Below are 20,895 nucleotides of genomic sequence, written 5' to 3' on the forward strand. Positions count from 1 at the left end.
CCTCTCCTCTGTCTATGGCACATTTGACAATAACCACTCTACTTCTGTGGTGCTTTGTCCTACATGTTTTGCACTCGTCTTCGGAATTTTTAACGTGAAGCGTTCGATTGGCAGTGTCACTGTTCCTTTTCCCTGTCCATTGGAAGCTCGCAATAATTCTGTTGCATTGCCGGGAATTAGAGTGATCTCTTCATCATCGACACCGCTCGGAATACCTCCTGTACTTTGACTTGTATCTAATGGTCCTACTTTAAAACCTAATTCAGCTGAAGATAATTCTTGATTAGTACTTGTCTTAAACTGAGCCAATTGCTTAACTGTTAAACTCCAGCCTTCCGTTCCCAATCGAGTATCTAGCATACCTATTTCACCGGTTGTCAAATTGTTGGCTGAACCATTTTCAGTATTTGTTCCATCATCTGTCGCATAAAAAGTTTTATCCGTGTCGTATTGAATCTCATGAGTGCCAAAGTTTAAATGACTCGGTATCTTTCCATCGATTAAAGATAACTCTTCGACAACACTATTCGAACGCCACTGTGCAGTGAACGTCACATCTGATTTTCCCATTTTATAAGTCGTCGGTGAGCTAGCAATTTGCGGATTTTGATAAACCTGACCATCGGCACTATTCAACCAGCCAACAAAGGTGTGATCCGTTAGCGTTAAGTTCCCTTGTGATGCGACATTTACTGAATCATTTTCAGAATAAAGATTACTATCAGTTGGAACATCTCCACCATCTGCACCGTTACCGTCATAAGTTACTTTATATTGTTCTTCACGGCGAACAATCATGTTGATTTGATGGAGGATTTTTTTATCATCTCCAGAAACATCCGCATTAAAGATTCTTTCGTCAGTAAGATATTTTTCACGACTTGCAGTTAATTTAGCTTCCGTATATGAAGTATCGTTAGTTGAAAGTTTATTATTTGCAATCTGACTTTCATCAATTACTACATCTCCACCTGTATCAGTTCTCGTTGCAGACCATTGATAGTTTCCATATTTTTCAACATTGAAAGGACTTACTGTTTTATATGGAGAACTCGGAGTAGTGTTAAAAGGTTGTGAGACGGCTGTTTGGTAGTTTTCAATAAATTGAACCCCTTCACTACCGCCCATATCAACATTATAGTTTTCAACATAAAGCGCTGGATAATCAGCTTTATCTGGTACTAAGTTACGCGAGGTCGCAATAAAAGAAAATGTATTTCCTAGAGAATTTCCTGTTTCTTCATGGTAACCTGGGTCGTTACTGATATTTACCACCTCACTAGTACTAATCCAAATTGGATATTGGTCTGCAGTAACTTTAATTTGACTATCCGTTGCTGTCGCGCCTCCTTCTACATAACTAGAAAAACTAATATTAGGCAGTTGATTTAATTTCCACCCATAAGTACCACTATCAATGTCCACGGTTGTATTGTCTATAGATCCATATCCATAACCACTTCCGCCTTCTTCATCAAATACTAGCCCATCCTCAGAACTATTAATCTTAATTGTAGAATCACGCAAACTATAATTTTCCTGTTTGATCGCAGAAAAACCCAAACGAGCATTGTCAATCACTAAACCAACATTTATAATATTAATCCCTGACTGATAATAGGAGGCACTTCCAGAAGCAGCAGGATCTGGTGCAGAAATCCCCGTATCAGTTGCTGTGATATTAACAGGTAAACGCCATTTTTGATCGTATGTCATTATATCCCACTGTAATCCATATGGTACGTTAATGCCGTTTCCTTCAGATGCTTCGATATTTATCTGCATGTCTTCGCTAGTGCTATTATATCCATTAAAAGAAATTATAAATCGGGGAGCATTGATACCCGCCGTACGACCATCTACATCAACCGAGAAAACTGGACTTGCATCACTTGTTTCATCGGAGCGTCCCATAGATAAAGCTCCGGTCTGCATACCGATATCACCAGCAATTACAATATTGGTATATTTTATTCCTTGGATGTTTACTCCCGATTCAGATCCTTCTGGACTGTACACACCATAAGAATTATCTTCATTAATTGGCGCAGTTGCAGTAAAATTAGTATCAAAGCCCATTCCCCCTTGAGAATCGACCTCCAATCCTTGAAGAGCAACTACTCCTACTGAACTTGGAAATTTATCAAGACTTATGCCAGACTCTTGACTTTGAGTTGCTAAAATTTTTTTTACCATTGACATTGTCGCTGTAGAACTACCATTTGAAGTAGCAGTAAAATCAAGTTTCGGTGCACCTGATTGTACTTGATTAGATAAAGTGAGTTGACTACCAATGATTCCTTGCCCTATTGTGGCCGTTCCAGAAACTTCAATATCAGCAAGATTAAATAACTGTCCGCTAATACTAGACATAATCCCTGTACCATCCTGTGTATGACCGTTAATTTTTCCACTTGTCACATTAATGCTTCCGATAGATAGACTATCACTATAAGAATCATAAGTTCGTGTCAAGATACCAAAACCAGTCCCCGTCATGCCGTTGACTTCAGGAGCATTCCCTGTCTCATTTTGATCCGTCATAGTAATATTATATGCCTCAATTCCTATTCCGTTAGTTGTTTTTCCAGTAACTATTCCCGCATCATTCCGAAAATCCATAAACGAAAAAAAGCCAATCCCATCAGTACTTGTTCCTGAAATATTGGAAATGTAAGTAGGAGATGGTGATGCGTACTCGTCATTTGCTGTATCTAAAACTGTTATACCACCATCAAAAAGACCGTATTTTTCTCCAGTGGCATTTAAAGTAGCACCTTTTAAATTCACAAATTTTAATAATGCACCTGTACTATCAGGATCAGTTGCTGTGGCAGTCATACTTGTATCAAAACGACCCTCATAAGATGGCTGCGCCTCGCCAAATGCACCCAAATCCATATTTTCTACAAATGTGTTAACTTCTACATATTCTTCCCGATCAGGCGCCAGTTCATCCACAACACTAATTCCTGCTTTAGTAGCCCTTGCTGTAGCACTCCCTGTATAATTCGTAATTCCTGCAGGTGTATATATACCAATCTGATTAGCATTAACGTTTAAAGTTACAGGCAATCTAACAAGTTCCGTTGGTTCACCAATATTTAAGTGGTCCACATAAATGCCATAATCTAAAGTTGTCGTTACATCTAGTGTTGAGTTTCGACAAATAGTTAAATTACTTTGTGTTCCTTCAGTTCTGATAATTTGTTGCACTTTATTATTTCCATCACCTGTTCGTGGCTCAGAATAAATCCTATTTTCTAAGTATGAGTTGCTATTCGTAAATTCGATAATTGTGTTTTCATCATATTCTCCCTCTCCTTTGATTTCTCCGGATATAGGAAATTGCGATGGATCTTCATAATACATTTCTGGCGAATCTGTTAGAATATATGTCCCATCATTTTTTAAAATTATCCCTGTATCAACAATCGTGATTTTACTCTCCGCCGCCTGAGTCAGATCAGCGGAACTATCAACTTTTTTTTCAGGTTCCACATTTTCTGGTACTAAAGAAGTGACTCCCCTTGCTGGTTCTTTTTCTTTGACTGTTTCATTTGATTTTGTAATGCTTGGTAATTCATTTTCTACAATGTTACTTCTGATTGTTTGCAGTAAAGATTCTCCGACAGCTGCTTTTGCCTCAATAAAAGTAAGTCCAGGAAAAATTGGTGCGAGTGTACTAGATATCAAACAAATCGTTACCAATAGTTTCAATTTTTTTGTGTGTTTTACTTTCCTTTTCCCAAAATGCCCCTTCAAAGATTACACACCCCCTTTTTCTTTTTCACTTGTTACTAACTAAAATCAAGTGTTAAAAATAACTTTATATAAATAAATATTTAAAAATATGTATATAAAAAACGCGTTATATTAAATGTTTATTCAAAAATAATTATAATATCCTTACAATCATTCTATTTAATTAACAATAAAAAGTCAATTTTTTTCCAAAAATAACTTATTTTATAATTATATTTGCTTTTTTATTTTTAAAAATGGATATTTTTTATTTATTCAAGTGATATTTATACCAGCTTTTTTATTTTATAATTATTTAATTTTATTTTATATCTAAAAAACGAATAATAAATATTTTTATCAAAAAAAGCTCTAATAATTAGTAGTCTCCCTACTAATTATTAGAGCTGAAATACATCTTATTTAAAAAACTTGTACGCCTTCTTGTTCAATCGCCAAAACTTCTATTTTACTAGTTGATTTTATTTTCATTAATTGTTTTACAATTTGTTTGGTTTTATCATAGGGACTTAAAATTAATACAGTTGGACCGGCACCACTTAAAAAACTACCATAGCCACCATTTATTTTGGCAGTTTTGCGAACTTCAGCAAAATTTGGAATTAAATCTTTACGATGAATTTCATGAAATAGATCTTTTTCCATCATTTTTCCCGCTAATGATAAATTGCCATTCAAAATTGCAGCAATCATGACATTACTGATAGCGCTGGCTTTTACTGCTTCACCATAAAGCATTTCTTCAGGTAGAACGCCGCGGCTGCTGCTAGTCAGCAATTGCGTTTCAGGAATCACCGCGATTATATCACAGTCAGGAAAATGATGCTTCACATAGCTGACTTTTTCATCAATATAGCTAGCAACCACAAATCCTCCGCAAATTGCTGGCGCAACATTGTCAGGATGGCCTTCGATTTTTGTTGCTATCTCTATTTTTCTTTCTTGTGTTAAACCTAAATTACCCAATCGATTCGCCAACTCAATTCCTGCAACAATCACCGAAGAACTGGAACCTAATCCTCTAGCAACTGGAATATTAGAAATCATTTTTATCTTATGAGGCGTTAAATTTGGTGCCAATCTTAATGCTGTTTGAATCAATAAATTTTTTTTATTAGTGGGAATTTCAGCTGTAAGATTATGTTCAATCTCCCAGTCCAAACTTTCTGCACCGACTTCAATCTCTAAATAAAGCGAGACTGCCAAGCCACAAGAATCGAAGCCTGGTCCTAAATTAGCACTAGTTGCAGGCACACGAATTCTCATAGCTTTGCCACGCCTTCCCGTAAATGATTACGCATATCTTCTAGATCACTCATTTTTGAAATATTCACATTTGATTCATTAATTGCAGTATCTGGATCTTTTAAGCCATTACCAGTGAAGATCGATACAACTGTTTCGCCTGGTTTAATACGTCCATTTTTAACATGTTGAATGACACCAGCTAAAGAAGCTGCTGAACCTGGTTCTACAAAGACACCATCTTGGGCAGCAATTTTTCGATAAGCATTTAAAATTTCTTCATCAGTTACCGCATCGATAAAACCATTTGATTCGTCGCGGGCTGCTTCTGCTAATTTCCAGCTGGCAGGATTTCCGATACGGATAGCTGTCGCGACTGTTTCTGGTTGTTCAATTACTTCATTGCGCACAATCGCAGCTGCACCTTCTGCTTCAAATCCATGCATTCTTGGTAGAGCTGTTCCTTTAACTTCATGCCATTCCTTAAAGCCTTTCCAGTAAGCTGAAATATTTCCAGCATTTCCCACCGGAATCGCTAAAACATCTGGTGCTTTTTCTAATTGTTCACATATTTCAAAGGCAGCAGTTTTTTGTCCCTCTAAACGATAAGGATTGACTGAGTTTACTAGTGCCACTGCTTCAGTTTTGGCGATGTCACGTACAGCTTTTAAAGCCTCATCAAAATTACCTGGAATCGAAATAATGTCAGCGCCATACATAATTGCTTGGGCTAATTTTCCCATGGCAATTTTTCCATCTGGAATCACCACATAGGCTTTAATTCCCGCTCTAGTCGCATAAGCCGCAGCTGCTGCCGAAGTATTTCCAGTAGAGGCACAAATAATTGCTTTGGCGCCATCTTCTACCGCTTTTGCCACTGCCATCACCATCCCACGATCTTTAAATGAGCCAGTTGGATTTAATCCTTCATACTTTCCATATAAGGTAATGCCTAATTCTTTGGATAAATTTGGTAAAGGAATCAGTGGTGTATTTCCTTCTGCTAGAGAAATCATTGGTGTGTTTTCAGTGATTGGTAGATACGCTTTATATTGTTCTAATAGGCCTTGATACATTTATTTTTCCTCCATAACTTTCATTGACGAGATAAATTTGAATTTGGTTTTTAATTGGATTTGATTTTGAATTTCGGCATACGTTGTTTCTGATATAGGATGAGTAATAATCACTACTCTAGCTTTTTCACCATCACCTTTAGCTTGAGAGACTTGTTCGAATCCAGCATCTAGTTTAGTAAAAATTTCAGCCAACTTTAAAAATTGACCTGAATGATCCGGCATTTCTAAAGAGAAGAAATAAGAATTAATGATTTGATCTTTCGGAGTCAATTTTAATTCTTGCTGATACGGACTAAATGGTCTTCCTGTAGTACCGTTTTCTATTTCTTGAGCAATTGCTGCAAGGTCCGCTACGATACTTGTGCCAGTCGGCCGTCCACCAGCTCCGGGACCATAATACATTGACTCACCGATACCGGAACTTTCTACAAAAACAGCATTATACTCGTTTTGAACAGCTGCCAGTGGATGATTTTTCGGTACTAAAACCGGTCCGACTTCAGTATGGATGCTGTCGTTAATTTTAATTGCTGAACCGATTAGTTTTACTGCATAGCCTAGTTTTCCAGCAACTGCAACATCTTCAGCCGATAATCCACGAATGCCACGAATCGTCATCTGATCCATCGTAATCGTCATGCCAAAAGCAAATTTACTTAAAATGACCATCTTGTAAGCCGCATCTATTCCATCAACATCATTAGTAGGATCACTTTCAGCAAAACCTAAAGCAGTTGCTTCATCCAATGTATCTTGATAGGTTCGTTGTTCTTGAACCATTTTCGTCAGCATAAAATTAGTGGTGCCATTGACGATTCCTAAAACTTTTGAAATATTGTCTCCAGCAAAACTAGTGGCTAAAGTACGTAAAATTGGAATCCCACCAGCAACACTAGCTTCATAATAAAGATTGACTTGATTTTCTGCTGCTAATTCAATTAATTCGGTGCCATGTGTCGCCAATAGATCTTTATTAGCAGTTACAACATGCTTGCCAGCTTTTAAACTAGCCGAAATGTAAGCTTTCGCAGGCTCAATGGTTCCCATCGTCTCAATGACAATAGCTATTTCCTTGTCTTGTAAAATTTCTTCAACCTCATAAACCAAAGTTAAATCAAATTTTTCAGCTAACTTCTCTTTTTCTTTGGAAGGGCGGACGAAAGCTTTCGTCACCGTTAAGGAGCGCCCGATTTGGTTGGTTAATTTCTCTTGGTTTTCAGCCAAATTCTCTAAGACGCCTGTGCCGACAACCCCCATACCTAGTAAGCCAATCTTGATTGGTTCTGCCATAATGTCCCTCCATCATTAAAATGTTAATTTTATTTCATCGTTTTCTAATGTTTAACTTTCAGTATAGCGAAATCCAACAAAAAAAACTAGTGATTTTCCAAATAAAATCGGAAATCACTAGTTGAATTATTGATGTAAAATATGTTGGAAAGTTTGATCTAAAATATCTAGGACATGATGATCATCTAGACTATACAGCATGGCTTTACCATCGCGGCGCGCTTTAACTAGTCGGTTATCCCGTAATAATTTTAGTTGATGAGAGACTGCACTTTGTTCCATGGCTAATTTTTCTGAAATAGAAGAAACATTGCGTTCGCCATCTTTCAAAAACATCAATATTTTTAGACGAGTGGGATCACTTAGTACTTTATAAAAGCGGCTGACGGTTAAAATTTCTTCATGTTCCTTCATCTTGTAGCTCCTTTATTCAGTCAATTGTTTAATAGCTGTTTCAAAAGTTTCAAGCTTATTGACTGCATCAGCTTGGCTTTCACCTTTCACGCCGATATAAAACTTAATTTTTGGTTCTGTCCCTGAAGGACGGATGGCGATCCAAGTTTCATCTGCTAAAACATATTTCAAAACATTTGATGGTGGCATTTCGATCGGACTTATTTTACCACTTTCGTCTGTTGTTTCTCTTTTTAAGAAATCTTCGGTTAAGACAACATTTATACCAGCAAAATCTTTAGGCGCTTCTTGGCGTAAATCACCTAAAATTTCTTCGATTTTTGCAGCTCCAGCTTCCCCATCCAAAGTAATAGAAATTGTTTTTTCAGCAAAATAACCATATTCAGCTAAGATATCTTGTAAACCATCATATAAAGTCTTACCAGCTTTTTTATAATAAGCTGCTACTTCTGCTAATAAAATCAATGCTTGAATCGCATCTTTATCCCGTACGAATGGTTTGATCAAATAGCCATAGCTTTCTTCAAAGCCAAACATAAAGGTATGAGAACCATCATCTTCATATTGTTGAATTTTTTCAGCGATAAATTTGAAACCAGTTAAGACACTAATCATTTCTGCGCCGTAGCTTTTAGCGATTGTAGTCGGTAGTTCACTAGAAACAATTGATTTTAAAACAGCGGCATTTTTAGGTAAGGTTCCTGCATCTTGATGAGCTTGTAATATATAGCGAATCAATAATGCGCCAATTTGATTTCCAGTTAACACTTGATAACTGCCATCTGGTAAACGAACTGCCGCACCTAATCGATCGGCATCTGGATCGGTGGCAATCAATAAATCAGCATCTTCTTTTTCGCCCAACTTCATAGCGTATTCAAAAGCGCCTGGCTCTTCTGGATTTGGTGACTTCACAGTCGAGAAATCTGGATCAGCAATCGCTTGTTCTGGCACTAGCATATAAGATTTAAAGCCAGCTTGTTGTAACGCTTTTTCACCTAACATGCCACCAGTACCGTGTAATGGCGTATAAACTAATTTTAGTTCTTCGCCCATTTCATTGATTAGCTCTTGATTGATCGTGACAGTTTTCATTTCTTTTAAATAAGCGGTGTCGATTTCTTCACCGATGATATGGATTAAATCAGCCTGTTTCGCTGCTTCTTCAGATAGAATTTCAACTTCCAAAGGATTTTCTACTTGGCGCACAAAAGCTGTTAAAGCATCCGCGTGCTCAGGTGGCATTTGACCACCATCTTCGCCGTAGATTTTGTAGCCGTTATAAGCGGCAGGGTTGTGGGATGCAGTAATCATAATCCCCGCAAAAGCTTCTTCAGAACGAACCGCGTATGACAATTCTGGTGTTGGCCGTAAGCTTTCAAAAACAAAAGATGGAATATCATGTTTAGCTAATGTTTTTGCTGCCTCCATTGCAAATTCTGGTGACATGTGACGAGAATCGTAGGCGATTGCTACCCCGCGTTTTTTAGTTGCCAAATCTTGTGTATCCATGAAACGTGCTAAGCCTTCTGTTGCTTGTCGTACCGTAAAAATATTCATCCGATTAATACCAGGTCCAATAATTCCCCGCATTCCGGCAGTTCCAAATTCTAAAGGTTTATAAAAAGCGTCTTTTTTCATTGCCTGATCGTTCGCTAAATCTGCCAATTGTTTTTTTAAGGTATCATCTAATTTATCAGAATCGGCCCATTGTTCGTAAACTTTTTCCCAAGACATATCTTGCACCTCTTTTTAATTTTTATTCTTAATAAGTATACCATTGTCGTTATTCTACGCAAAGCCAAAGTCCAGCAAAAAAAAGCAAGAAAAACTCAAAAAAGTTCATCTTGCTTTAGATTATTAGGCATTTTCTTCAATATATTTATAGACTTGTTGACCAGCAATACCGCCTTCACCAACAGCAGTTGTAATTTGACGCAAATCTTTGTTACGCACATCACCAATAGCAAAGACACCAGGAATACTTGTTTTCATTTCAGTATCGGTTTCTACCCAGCCTGCTGGATTGGTAATACCACTATTGATAAATGGTTCAGTTAATGGTTCTAAACCAACATAAATAAAGATTCCACCAGCTGCTTCTTCAGTCACTTCGCCAGTTTTTAGATTTTTAATTTGGACTCCTGTAACAGCCATATCATTACCATGAATTTCTTCAACAACACTATCCCAAATGAAAGACATTTTTTCATTGGCAAAAGCGCGGTCTTGAATAATTTTTTGCGCCCGTAATTGGTCACGACGATGAACAACAACTACTTCAGCAGCAAAATTAGTTAAATAAATCGCTTCTTCAACTGCAGAATCACCACCACCAACAACGATTAATCGTTTGTTACGGAAAAAGGCACCGTCACACACGGCACAATAAGAGACACCGCGACCAGCATATTCTTCTTCACCTGGCACACCTAGTTTACGATGGTTACATCCAGTTGCAATGACAACTGTTTTCGCTTCGAAGGTTTGGTCTTCAGTAATGACTTCTTTATGTGTGCCTAAATCTTTAATATCTTGCACAATGCCATAAGCATTTTCTGTCCCAAATTTTTCGACGCTGTCAAACATTTTTTGTGATAATTCTGGTCCCATGATTGATTCGAAACCAGGATAATTTTCCACTTCAGCTGTATTATTCATTTGTCCGCCAGGGGCACCACGTTCCAACAATAATACTTTCAAATTAGAACGGGAAGCATATAAGGCAGCGGTCATCCCTGCAGGACCGGCACCGATTACGATTACATCATACATTTGTTTTCCCTCCGTTTGTTCTTACAATACATCCATAATCATTTTCTGTCGATTAATTTGCTTACTAAAGATTAGTAAGTTAACGATAAAAAAGAGCAACCTCTTAAGATTGCTCTCATGAATCCTTATTGTTGATTTTTCATTTGTTGCATCATTTGACGAATCTTTTTCTCAGATGGTTTTTGGCCCATAGACATCATCATTTGACGTAGCATATCTTCGTTAATTGGTGGATTTTTTTTGAAATAATCCATCATATATTTACGAGCTAAGAAGAACCCGCCGACTGCCCCAATGGCAATTCCGATCACAATAAATAATACGATCATCCCGACACTCATGTTCACCGCTCCTTTCTGGTAACATTCCCATCATATTTTACTAGACTTCTCTGTAAAAGAAAAGTTTATTTTTTAAAACTTCTATGCTTCTAATTCAGGAAAAGCAGTTGGATCAAAAGTACCTGCTCTGAACATCGCAATCTCTTTGCCATATGGTGCATAAGCAGTCTTTTTATCTGGACCAACATAAGGTGTTTCCAAAATTTTTGAGACATGGCTAAAACGTTCATCATGGACAATTTTATTAAGTGCTTCAAAACCGATTGTGCCGTGACCAATATTGGCATGACGATCTTTGTGAGCACCAATCGGATTTTTTGAATCATTAATGTGTAAGACTTTTAAACGATCTAAACCGATAATTCGATCAAAATCCGCCATCACACCATCAAAGTCTTCCTTGACATTGTAGCCGGCATCATTGGTATGACAAGTGTCGAAAGTGACTGACAATTTTTCATTTAATGTCACGCCATCAATCATATAAGCCAATTCTTCAAAAGTTTTACCAACTTCGGTTCCTTTACCAGCCATTGTTTCTAAAGCGATTTGAGCCTTTTGATCTTTGGTTAGGACTTCATTTAACCCTTTTATAATTTGATCCATCGCAGCTTTTTCACCTGCACCTACGTGAGCACCAGGATGTAAAGTTATTTGAGTCGCACCTAAGGCTTCTGCACGCATAATTTCTTCTCTTAAAAATTGTACGGCAAAAGGAAACATTTCTGGTTTGGTCGTATTCCCTAAATTAATAATGTAGGGAGCGTGCATCACAATATTACTAAGACCGTGTTCCTTCATATAAGCTTCACCAGCAGGAATATTCATCTCTTCAACTGGTTTTCTTTTGGTATTTTGCGGCGCGCCACTATAAATCATAAATGTTGTGGCACCATAACTAGCCGCTTCTTTAGCAGAGCCCAACAACATTTCTTTGCCTTTCATTCCAACATGAGATCCTATTAACATAATTTCCTCCAATTTCTTTTATAACATAAATAGTAACATAGCTGTCATGAGGGGCAAACTAATTAAAAAACTTAAGCTAGAACTAAAACCAATTACTTCTTGTGGCATGCCGGCTTTCGCACTATTCACAACACCAAACATGGGAATGGGGCCAACAGAAACTAGACACAACACAACTTTTACTAAATTAGGCAAAGGTAATAAGAAAAAAATCACCGCAATAATAATTCCGAAAAAATATTTGATACTTAATAAACGAACAACGACCGAAAAATCTTTTTTTGGCAGACGTAATTCTAGATACAAGCCAATCACAAACATCGATAAAAAGGCATTGGCGTTAGCAATTGGTTGCATAATTTGAAAAAAGCTCGCCGGTAAATCAATGGAAAAACTCCGCAGAATGAACATCACCAAGTAACACATAAAAGGAACCGACGTCCCTAATCGCTTAACAATCGAAAATAAATTAGGTTTTTCTCTTTCATCGCCAACTAAATTATCAACAGCAACATTCGTACCTCCGGCTAGCATAATGGAATTACCAATATCAAAAAAAGAAAGAAACGGAATCGCTTGTGGCAAAAAACTTTGCAGAAAAGGCAAAGCAAAATTACCAATATTGTAACCTGAGCCGCAATACATGATAAATTCCCGTTCAGTAGTGGTTTGTTTTTTCGATAATAAATTGCCAACTACCACCATCAATAGATTTAGTAAAAAACCTGCCAATATCAAAAACAATAAATTGACATGGACGGTTAATTTTTGTAAGTTTACCAGCACAGCTGCGGGTAAGGTAACATTGATGATGATTCTGGATAAAGTATCTCCGTCTACTTTTGATAGCAGACCGACTCTTTTAACTAAAAAACCAAAAAAGATAATTACAAATAATCCAAAAGAATTAATTAAAATTGTACCCATTTTCTTCTCCTCGCTAAATCACACAAAAAAGGCGAGACTGTTGCCTCGCCCCATTTTTAAAATTCTAAAACAAAATACTTTTTCTTACCACGACGAACGACTGTATAGCCACCAGCTAATTTATCAGCATCAGATAATGTGTAAGCCGTATCTTGTATCCGTTCCCCATTCAGATAGATGGCACCATTAGTAATATCTTCACGGGCTTGACGTTTTGAGTTTTCAATGCCAGCTGTAATTAAGATTTCTACTAGATTCAAATCATCTTCGCCCTTAACTTGATAACTTGGCACGTCTTTAAAGGCTTGTTGGATTTCTTCAGCGGCTAGATTTTTCACATCGCCAGAAAACAATGCCTCTGAAATACGAACCGCTTGTTGGTAAGCTTCTTTTCCGTGAACGATCGTAACTACTTCCTCAGCTAAACGTTTCTGTGCCAAACGTTGTTCTGGTGCTTTAGCAAATTCAGCTTCAATCTCAGAAATTTCTGCTAAGCTTAAGAATGTGAAATATTTTAAGAATTTCACAGCATCACGGTCATCAGTATTAATCCAAAATTGGTAAAATTCATATGGAGAAGTTTTTTCTGGATCCAACCAGACTGCGTTTCCTTCTGTTTTACCAAATTTCGTGCCGTCTGCTTTAGTAATTAACGGCATCGTAATACCAAAAGCTTGAACACCTTTTTCACGGCGGATTAATTCTATTCCTGAAGTAATATTGCCCCACTGATCGCTACCACCTAGTTGTAATAGACAACCGTAACGTTCATATAATTGTTGGAAATCATAAGCTTGTAACAATTGGTAAGCAAATTCAGTATAAGAAATCCCCGTTTCAATCCGGCGCTTCACACTTTCTTTACTCATCATGTAATTAATCGTAAAGTTTTTACCAATATCCCGTAAAAAGTCAATCATTGAAAGTTCGCTCAACCAAGTATAGTTGTTCGCCACAATCGCGGGGTTTTCTTTATTTTCAAAATCAATAATGCCAGAAAGCTGGTTTTTAATACTTTCTGACCAATTTTTAACTGTGTCTAATGTGTTCAATTGACGTTCCGCATCTTTAAATGATGGATCACCAATCATGCCTGTCCCGCCACCAACTAAGGCAATTGGCACATGACCATTTTGTTGGAAACGACGCAACGTTAGAATTGGTAACAAATGTCCAATATGTAAACTGTCAGCCGTTGGGTCAAATCCGATATATAATTTGACAGACTCTTCATTTAATTGTTTTTCTAAAGCTTCTTCGTCTGTTACTTGGTAGACTAATCCGCGGTTTTTTAATTCTTGAAAAAAGTCCGAATGCATCTCATTTTCCTCCTAAAATATGGTATATCACCCATCTTAACTGAAAAAAAACGCAAATAAAAGCTTAAAATTTCATTTTGACTGGATTTATTTGAAGTTTGTGTTACAAAACTGTCAAGCGCTTGTGAAACATGTAAAGACTTTGCTATAATTCACTGGTGATTGAAATGAATTTAACGAGGTGAAATCTTTGGTTTCAAAGAAAAATCCAAAAAAGATAAAAAAGAAAAATCCGCAAAGATTAGGTGGCAGTTTTTTTCTTAACGTATCGATAAGCGTTGTGAAATCTTTGCTGCTAGGTTTTACTACCGTCCTTTTCTTAGCTGGCATGCTGGCTTTGGGAATTGGCGTCGGTTATTTCGCTAATTTAGTCGAAGGCACCTCCTCATTAACCAAGACCGATGTCCGACAAGACATCTCGAATGTAAATGAAGGCTCTCTTTTAAAATATGATGACGGTCAAAACATTGCTACCATAAATACTGATCCTATCCGGCAAAAAGTCGACGGAGACGAAATTTCTCCATGGGTCAAGAAAGCCATTGTAGCGACTGAAGATGAATACTTTTACAAGCATAAAGGAGTCGTTCCAAAAGCAGTTATTCGTGCACTATTAGGTGAAGTTACTGGTCTAGGCTCAGGGTCTGGTGGCTCAACTTTGACACAACAGTTAGTAAAACAGCAAGTGTTAACCAGCGAAACATCTTTTAAACGAAAAGCCAATGAAATTTTATTAGCCATGGATGTTGAAAAATATTTAAGCAAAGATGAAATCTTAACGGCTTACCTAAACATTTCTCCATTTGGTCGTAATAATAAAGGACAAAATATTGCTGGCGTAGAAGAGGCTGCCCAAGGAATTTTTGGTGTCGATGCCAAAGATTTATCGTTAGCCCAATCTGCTTTTATTGCTGGCCTGCCTCAAAGTCCAATCGTATACAGTCCCTACACCAATACCGGTGAACTAAAAGATGACTATTCATTGGGTATCGAGCGACAAAGAAATGTCTTATTCAATATGTATCGCGAAGGTGCGATTAGTAAAGACCGCTATGAAAAAGCTGTGAATTATGACATCTCCAATGATTTCTTGCCACAAGGAGAATTAACTGTTGATGAACATGGCTTCTTATATTACACCGTCTATAATGAAGCAATTAACTTATTGGCAAAAGAAGCAGCTAAAAAAGATGGCGTCAGTGATGCTGATTTTGAAAATGAATCTGTCAGCAATCGCTATGTTGAACAAGCAACTTTAAGTATTCAAAATCAAGGTTTAACCATTAATTCCACGATTAACCGAAATATTTATGATGCGATGCAACAAAGTGTTACTTCTTACGGTTCTTATTTAGATGATGGCTCAGGAGTCACTGTCGAGACTGGCTCAGTTTTGATGGATAATAAAACCGGAAAAATCTATGGCTTTATTGGCAGTCGGGATTATAGCACTAATCAACTAAATCATGCTTTCGATACTTCTCGTCAAGCTGCTTCTTCCATCAAACCTTTATTAGTTTACGGACCAGCAATTGATCAAGGCTTAATTGGTTCAGAAAGTCGTATTTCTGATTATCCAACGACTTATCAAGAAGGCAAAAACAATGGCAAGCGATTAAAAAATGCGACTAACAACGGGACAAGAACTTTCTTAACAGCCCGAGACGCTATTGTACAATCTTCAAATATTTCAGCCTATCATTTATATCAAGATATATTGACGCAAAAAGGTTCAACTAGCTACGTCTACGATACGTATTTATCTAAAATGAACTTCCCAGAAGCTAGCAGCTGGGGCTTAGAATCTGCGGCCCTAGGAACGACCGGTGTTTCTACTTTAACCGAGGTCAACGGCTTCCAAACCTTAGCCAATGAAGGGGTTTATCAAGAAGGTTACCTGATTGATTCGATTACCAATGCAAATGGTAAAACTTTATATGAACATGAATCAAAAGGAACCGAAGTATTTTCAAAAGCAACGGCTTCAATTATGAATGACATGATGCGTTCCGTTATTGATGAACAAGAAACAACACCATTTAAATCTATTTTATATAGTACAAATAATACTTTGGCTTCCGTCGATTGGGTGGGTAAAACCGGTACAGCAGATGATTCTGCGGATAATTGGCTAATTGTTTCATCTCCTTCATTAACTTTAGGTAGCTGGACAGGAAAAGATGATAACTCAGCGATGGCTGATGGTACTGGAAATAGAACAGCCACTTATATGGCTTATCTGGCTAACCAGATTTACTCTGTCGCGCCGTCATTATTTGATCCGAAGGAAAAATTTGAATTAGATGACAGTGTTAAAAAAGAGAAAGTCAGTGAATTTACTGGTTTGAAAGAAGGTAAAGTTGCCTTTGAAGGGAAAAATATTTCTGTTCCCGGCGGTGACACTACCTCCCTTTGGGCAACTGGTGGTCCCGCAGACAATACTTATAAATTTGGGATTGGCGGCACCAATGCCAATTATAAAAATTATTGGGACAATAAAGGTAACAATTCCTCTGACGATGAAGATGATGATGAATAAAAATAAGCAAAAAAACTGGGAAGTAAGGTCATTTCAAACCTTACTCCCCAGCTTTTTTTATTGTTTCTGCGCAACCATTGCTAAACCTGATAATGGATGTCCACCTGGCAATTGGAAAGAAGTATCCCAATCATAGCCTGGTGCGATATTGGCAGTTCCATGAATTCTGAAACTTGGTTTGTATAATTTTGCGTCATTTGTCGTAAAGGCGTCATTACTATTATGAACTGTCCCTTCTTTAATCAAATCAGCTCGTAAACCAAAGAAATTAAAATCATCATTGTTCCAGCCGTCTTTAGCTGCTTTGATAATACCTAAATGATTAACGTCATTCGGATTACCTGCCTTGACTGTGACATCTTTCAAATAGGCGTCAACACTTTCATCACGTTTTCTAACACTAGCTTCTGCACCAAAGGTAAATGGTCCAGTTAAATTGGCTTTAGTTTCAACTATTTGAACATCATTGACATAGCCTTTCAAAGTTTGATCTGGATACCATGACAAACGAACTTTAATATCTTGATTTAAAGCTGCTTGTTGAATAAATAAATATTCTTTTCCTACAGGACCGGCTTCAGCTGCATTACTTTTTATATTTTCCAACAAATAGGCTGGCTGATTGGGAAAACGAGCATTATCTGGATCAACTTGAATCCCAAATGAAGCTACTGTCCCGCCACCTTTTGAATTAATCATCACTTTAGAATGATAACCGCCGGTACCAGACAAATTCATAACCGCTTCAATGGAAACATATCCATCATCTTGTGTGATTGGTACAGAAGGTTCACTTCCTGTGGCACTGATTGCATACCAACCATGACCTTCATCTTTCCAACCAACCGAGACAATATGATTTTGTTCACTGCTGCTAGTTGTATAGTTATGAGATCCTGCTACTGCATTAGGATTATAAGCCCGATAAACGGGGGCTGTTTTCGCATCATCAGAATACCAATTGACTCCTTCAGCTTTCCAGCCTGCGTTAACTAAACCATCTCGTTCACTGGCGCTCAACGTATAATGATGATCCCCTGCATTCTGATTATACAAACGGTAAACCGGGGAATCACTTTTTTCTGGTGCTACCCAGCCGATTCCTTCATTATGCCAGCCCGCTCGAACTAATCCCCATCTTTCACTCGTGTTTGAAGTATAGAAATGTTCGCCACTGTTAGGATTGTACAAACGATAAATATTTTGTTGTCCACTACTGGCAGCATCTGCTTGATTCGTTAAACTAATCGCAAATATTCCTAAAAAAACCGGTAAAACCAACCATAATAACTTCTTAAAACCCTTGTTCATTCTCTCATCTCCTTTATAAATTTTAGATAAGCCGTAGCTGATTAAGCGCTACCATTATAATTATACAATATTTGTTTTAAAAAGATTAATTATTTATTCCAAAATCTCTGCTTGTTGTTTCTTTGTTAATTTCTTTAACACCAAATCATAAGAACGGGCGATCATTGCTTCGATTTCAGAATCGCTTATCTCTTCCACAGCTAACTTGATTGAATTCCAATGTTTTTTATTAGCGTAATAGCCAGGAATAATCATTCCAGGATAAAGTTCCCGCAATTCTTCATTTTTTTCAGGTAAGTTTTTTAAGGTAATCAATGCTTCAGGACTTGCTTCAGGACTCATCATACCAAACTGTTTTCCTAATAAATCAAAATAAATGGTACCCCAATCTTCTCGAAAATAAACCTTCGCTCCTTTTAGCTGATTGCCGTAAGCTTGAAAATGATCAATTCTTTTTTGAATAGATATGTTGTCCATCTTTATTCTCCTTATCTAAAAAAAGACCGATTCAAAAAGAACCGGTCTAAAATTTTTATTTTGTTGAACCTTTTTCATAAATACTGTGAGGTAAGATAATTGTTTTTTCTTCTAAATCTTCTTTATTCATCATTTTAGTTAATAAACGCATAGCAACCGCACCGATATCATAAAGTGGTTGAGTCACACTAGTTAAACGAGGGCGAGCCACGTCAGTTAATAATGAATCGTTCGAAGTCACAATTTCAAATTCTTCTGGGACTTTAATACCTTTGTCGATTAAACCATCTAATAAGCCAATCGCTAATTCATCATCGGTTAAATATGCCGCTGTTGCACCACTGTTTAAAATACGGTCTGTTAAAGCTAAACCTTCTTTAAAGCTGTATGGCGCTTCAAAAATTAAACCTTCGCTGTATTTTAATTTGTGGTTTTCTAAAGCTTCTTTATAGCCACTCATCCGGTCTTGTCCGTTAATTGGATCAATTAAAGCGCCACTGACAAAAGCGATTTTTTCATTGCCATGACTTGCTAAAAGATCAACGGCTTCTTTTGTCGCTCGACGATAATCAATATTAACACTACCTACTTGTACATCTGGATCAATCGAACCAGCTAAAACAATCGGTGTTTTTGAGCGAGAAAATTCAGCTCTGATTTCATCAGTGATACGGTGTCCCATGAAAATCACACCATCTACTTGTTTTGCTAATAAATTGTTTAATACATTGACTTCTTTTTGGGTTTCGCCATCTGAATTAGCTAAAATAATATTGTATTTGTACATGGTCGCAATATCATCGATTCCGCGTGCTAATGAAGCAAAGAACATGTTGCTCACATCAGGAATAATGACGCCGACTGTAGTTGTTTTTTTACTTGCTAAACCACGCGCAACGGCATTTGGTCGATAATCTAAACGATCAATCACCTCTAAAACTTTTTTTCTAGTGGTTGGTTTTACATTTGGGTTGCCATTTACGACCCGAGAGACGGTCGCCATTGAGACATTGGCTTCACGAGCAACGTCGTAAATTGTAATTGTTTGTTTTTCCATTTATATTTCTCCTGTTCTGTTTCGTGTTTTCTGAAAATATCATTTACATTTCTAAAAGATAATAGCACGCTGTCATGATTATTGCAACCGTTTTACACTAGAATCTTTTTAAAAATGTAAGCGTTTTATCATTTTTGTTTTTCAATAAAATGAACAAGTGATACAATAGCCTTAAGCTTAACAGAAAGAAGGATATGTAATGAATCAAGAAAAAGTTTCAGAATTACGCAAATGGATGGCCGCCAATCAAGTTGATTTAGCCTATATTTCAGATCCAGCCCATATTGGCTATTTCTCAGGATTTGAAAGCAATCCGATGGAACGGGTGCTTGCTCTTTTCATTCCGCTGGAAAAAGATCCTTTCTTATTTGCTCCGGGATTAGAAGTCGAAAGTGCTAAGGCAAGTAGCTGGCCCTTTGATGTAGTAGGATATTTAGACAGTGAAGACCCTTGGAAGATTATTATCGCAGAGATCAAAAAACGCTATGGCGATGTAAAAAAAGTGGCTTTGGAAAAAGGCCAACTAGTTTTAGATCGGTATTTAATTTTAGTTGAAGCTTTTGGCAATGCTGATTTTTCAGCTGATTTAACGCCGATGATTCAACAATTACAACTTTATAAAACTAAAGAAGAATGCGACAAATTAGTCGAAGCTGGTCGTAGTGCTGATTTGGCTTTTGAAATTGGTTTTAAGATGGTCAAGGCTGGTGCAACGGAAGAATCAATCGTAGCCGAAATCGAATACGAGTTGAAAAAACAAGGGATCAAGCAAATGTCCTTCCCAACTGAAGTTTTAGCGGGAGCAAATGCTGCAAATCCTCATGGTTCACCAGGTAAAAATACAGTGAAACAAAATGAATTAGTTTTATTTGATCTTGGAACTATCGTTAACGGTTATTGTAGCGATGCCACTAGAACAGTTGCTTGTGGCGAACCAACCGATCATATTAAGAAAATTTATGACCTTGTTTTAGAAGCACAATTAAAAGCGCAAGCTGCTGTAAAACCAGGGATTACTGCCGCACAATTAGATAAAATTGCCCGCGATGTGATTGAAGACGCTGGTTATGGCGAATACTTTAATCACCGTTTAGGTCATGGTATTGGTACAACGATTCATGAATTCCCATCAATTGTTGGCGGCAATGATATGGAAATCAAAGAAGGCATGTGCTTCTCTCTAGAACCAGGCATTTATTTACCTGATGATGTCGGCGTGCGGATTGAAGACTGCGTTTATGTTACTAAAGATGGTTGTATTCCATTTACCCAAACTTCTAAAGAATTAATCATTCTTTAAAAAAATTGGTAGACCTAGTTTGTTTACCAATCCAAGCACTAAAAAAGAGGTTGAGAAATTTTTTCTCGACCTCTTTTTCTTTAGAAA

Annotated in this window: 16 protein-coding genes; 2 read left to right on the top strand and 14 right to left on the bottom strand. The window is 37.2% G+C overall.

Annotated features, from left to right (window positions below; all coding sequences use genetic code 11):
• Positions 1–12 precede the first annotated feature (12 nt).
• From ID741_RS01490 to tyrS, 11 genes are all read right to left on the bottom strand, one after another.
• Positions 13–3,765 carry a WxL domain-containing protein gene (locus tag ID741_RS01490; RefSeq protein ID WP_438718846.1) on the bottom strand — a complete coding sequence of 1,251 codons (3,753 nt, stop codon included), beginning with the start codon at positions 3,763–3,765 and terminating at the stop codon, positions 13–15.
• Between the two features lie 402 nt (positions 3,766–4,167).
• Positions 4,168–5,031: a homoserine kinase gene (gene thrB, locus ID741_RS01495; RefSeq protein ID WP_438718848.1), complete on the bottom strand. Its 864-nt coding sequence runs from the start codon at positions 5,029–5,031 to the stop codon at positions 4,168–4,170.
• Positions 5,028–6,086, bottom strand: coding sequence for a threonine synthase (gene thrC, locus ID741_RS01500; protein WP_218324240.1), 1,059 nt, complete (start codon positions 6,084–6,086; stop codon positions 5,028–5,030). Before thrC ends, thrB begins: the two co-directional genes overlap by 4 nt.
• The gene (locus ID741_RS01505; RefSeq protein WP_438718849.1) at positions 6,087–7,379 is read right to left on the bottom strand and encodes a homoserine dehydrogenase; all 1,293 of its coding nucleotides are present in this window, start codon (positions 7,377–7,379) and stop codon (positions 6,087–6,089) included.
• Between the two features lie 126 nt (positions 7,380–7,505).
• Positions 7,506–7,793 (bottom strand): ArsR/SmtB family transcription factor, encoded by a 288-nt coding sequence (locus ID741_RS01510; protein WP_218324238.1) that lies wholly within the window; start codon positions 7,791–7,793, stop codon positions 7,506–7,508.
• Positions 7,794–7,805: 12 nt separating this feature from the next.
• A complete protein-coding gene (locus ID741_RS01515; protein WP_438718851.1) occupies positions 7,806–9,530 on the bottom strand; it encodes a phospho-sugar mutase in 1,725 nt (574 codons plus the stop codon).
• A 123-nt stretch (positions 9,531–9,653) separates the two neighbouring features.
• Positions 9,654–10,568, bottom strand: coding sequence for a thioredoxin-disulfide reductase (gene trxB, locus ID741_RS01520; RefSeq protein ID WP_218324236.1), 915 nt, complete (start codon positions 10,566–10,568; stop codon positions 9,654–9,656).
• Between the two features lie 125 nt (positions 10,569–10,693).
• Positions 10,694–10,909: a YneF family protein gene (locus ID741_RS01525; protein WP_218324235.1), complete on the bottom strand. Its 216-nt coding sequence runs from the start codon at positions 10,907–10,909 to the stop codon at positions 10,694–10,696.
• 81 nt (positions 10,910–10,990) lie between these two features.
• Positions 10,991–11,878 (bottom strand): deoxyribonuclease IV, encoded by an 888-nt coding sequence (locus ID741_RS01530; protein ID WP_218324234.1) that lies wholly within the window; start codon positions 11,876–11,878, stop codon positions 10,991–10,993.
• An 18-nt stretch (positions 11,879–11,896) separates the two neighbouring features.
• Positions 11,897–12,805 (bottom strand): AEC family transporter, encoded by a 909-nt coding sequence (locus ID741_RS01535; protein ID WP_218324233.1) that lies wholly within the window; start codon positions 12,803–12,805, stop codon positions 11,897–11,899.
• Positions 12,806–12,861: 56 nt separating this feature from the next.
• Complete coding sequence (tyrS, locus tag ID741_RS01540) at positions 12,862–14,124, bottom strand: tyrosine--tRNA ligase (RefSeq protein ID WP_218324232.1); 1,263 nt, start codon at positions 14,122–14,124, stop codon at positions 12,862–12,864.
• 190 nt (positions 14,125–14,314) lie between these two features.
• On the opposite strand from tyrS, the gene ID741_RS01545 reads away from it, so the two are divergent.
• Positions 14,315–16,663, top strand: a complete 2,349-nt coding sequence (locus tag ID741_RS01545) for a transglycosylase domain-containing protein (RefSeq protein WP_438718853.1) — start codon at positions 14,315–14,317, stop codon at positions 16,661–16,663.
• Between the two features lie 57 nt (positions 16,664–16,720).
• Here ID741_RS01545 and ID741_RS01550 read toward each other — a convergent pair whose 3' ends face one another.
• The 3 genes from ID741_RS01550 to ccpA form a co-directional block, all read right to left on the bottom strand.
• Positions 16,721–17,974 (bottom strand): hypothetical protein, encoded by a 1,254-nt coding sequence (locus ID741_RS01550; RefSeq protein ID WP_218324230.1) that lies wholly within the window; start codon positions 17,972–17,974, stop codon positions 16,721–16,723.
• Between the two features lie 93 nt (positions 17,975–18,067).
• Complete coding sequence (locus ID741_RS01555; protein ID WP_218324229.1) at positions 18,068–18,451, bottom strand: MmcQ/YjbR family DNA-binding protein; 384 nt, start codon at positions 18,449–18,451, stop codon at positions 18,068–18,070.
• A 55-nt stretch (positions 18,452–18,506) separates the two neighbouring features.
• Positions 18,507–19,508 (bottom strand): catabolite control protein A, encoded by a 1,002-nt coding sequence (ccpA, locus tag ID741_RS01560; protein WP_438718854.1) that lies wholly within the window; start codon positions 19,506–19,508, stop codon positions 18,507–18,509.
• A 199-nt stretch (positions 19,509–19,707) separates the two neighbouring features.
• Here ccpA and ID741_RS01565 point away from each other — a divergent pair, with 199 nt between their 5' ends.
• Positions 19,708–20,808 carry a M24 family metallopeptidase gene (locus ID741_RS01565; RefSeq protein ID WP_218324227.1) on the top strand — a complete coding sequence of 367 codons (1,101 nt, stop codon included), beginning with the start codon at positions 19,708–19,710 and terminating at the stop codon, positions 20,806–20,808.
• The last annotated feature ends 87 nt before the right edge of the window (positions 20,809–20,895 follow it).

This window comes from Enterococcus sp. AZ103 (assembly GCF_051714685.1).
GTDB classification, from domain to species: Bacteria; Bacillota; Bacilli; order Lactobacillales; family Enterococcaceae; genus Enterococcus_A; species Enterococcus_A alishanensis.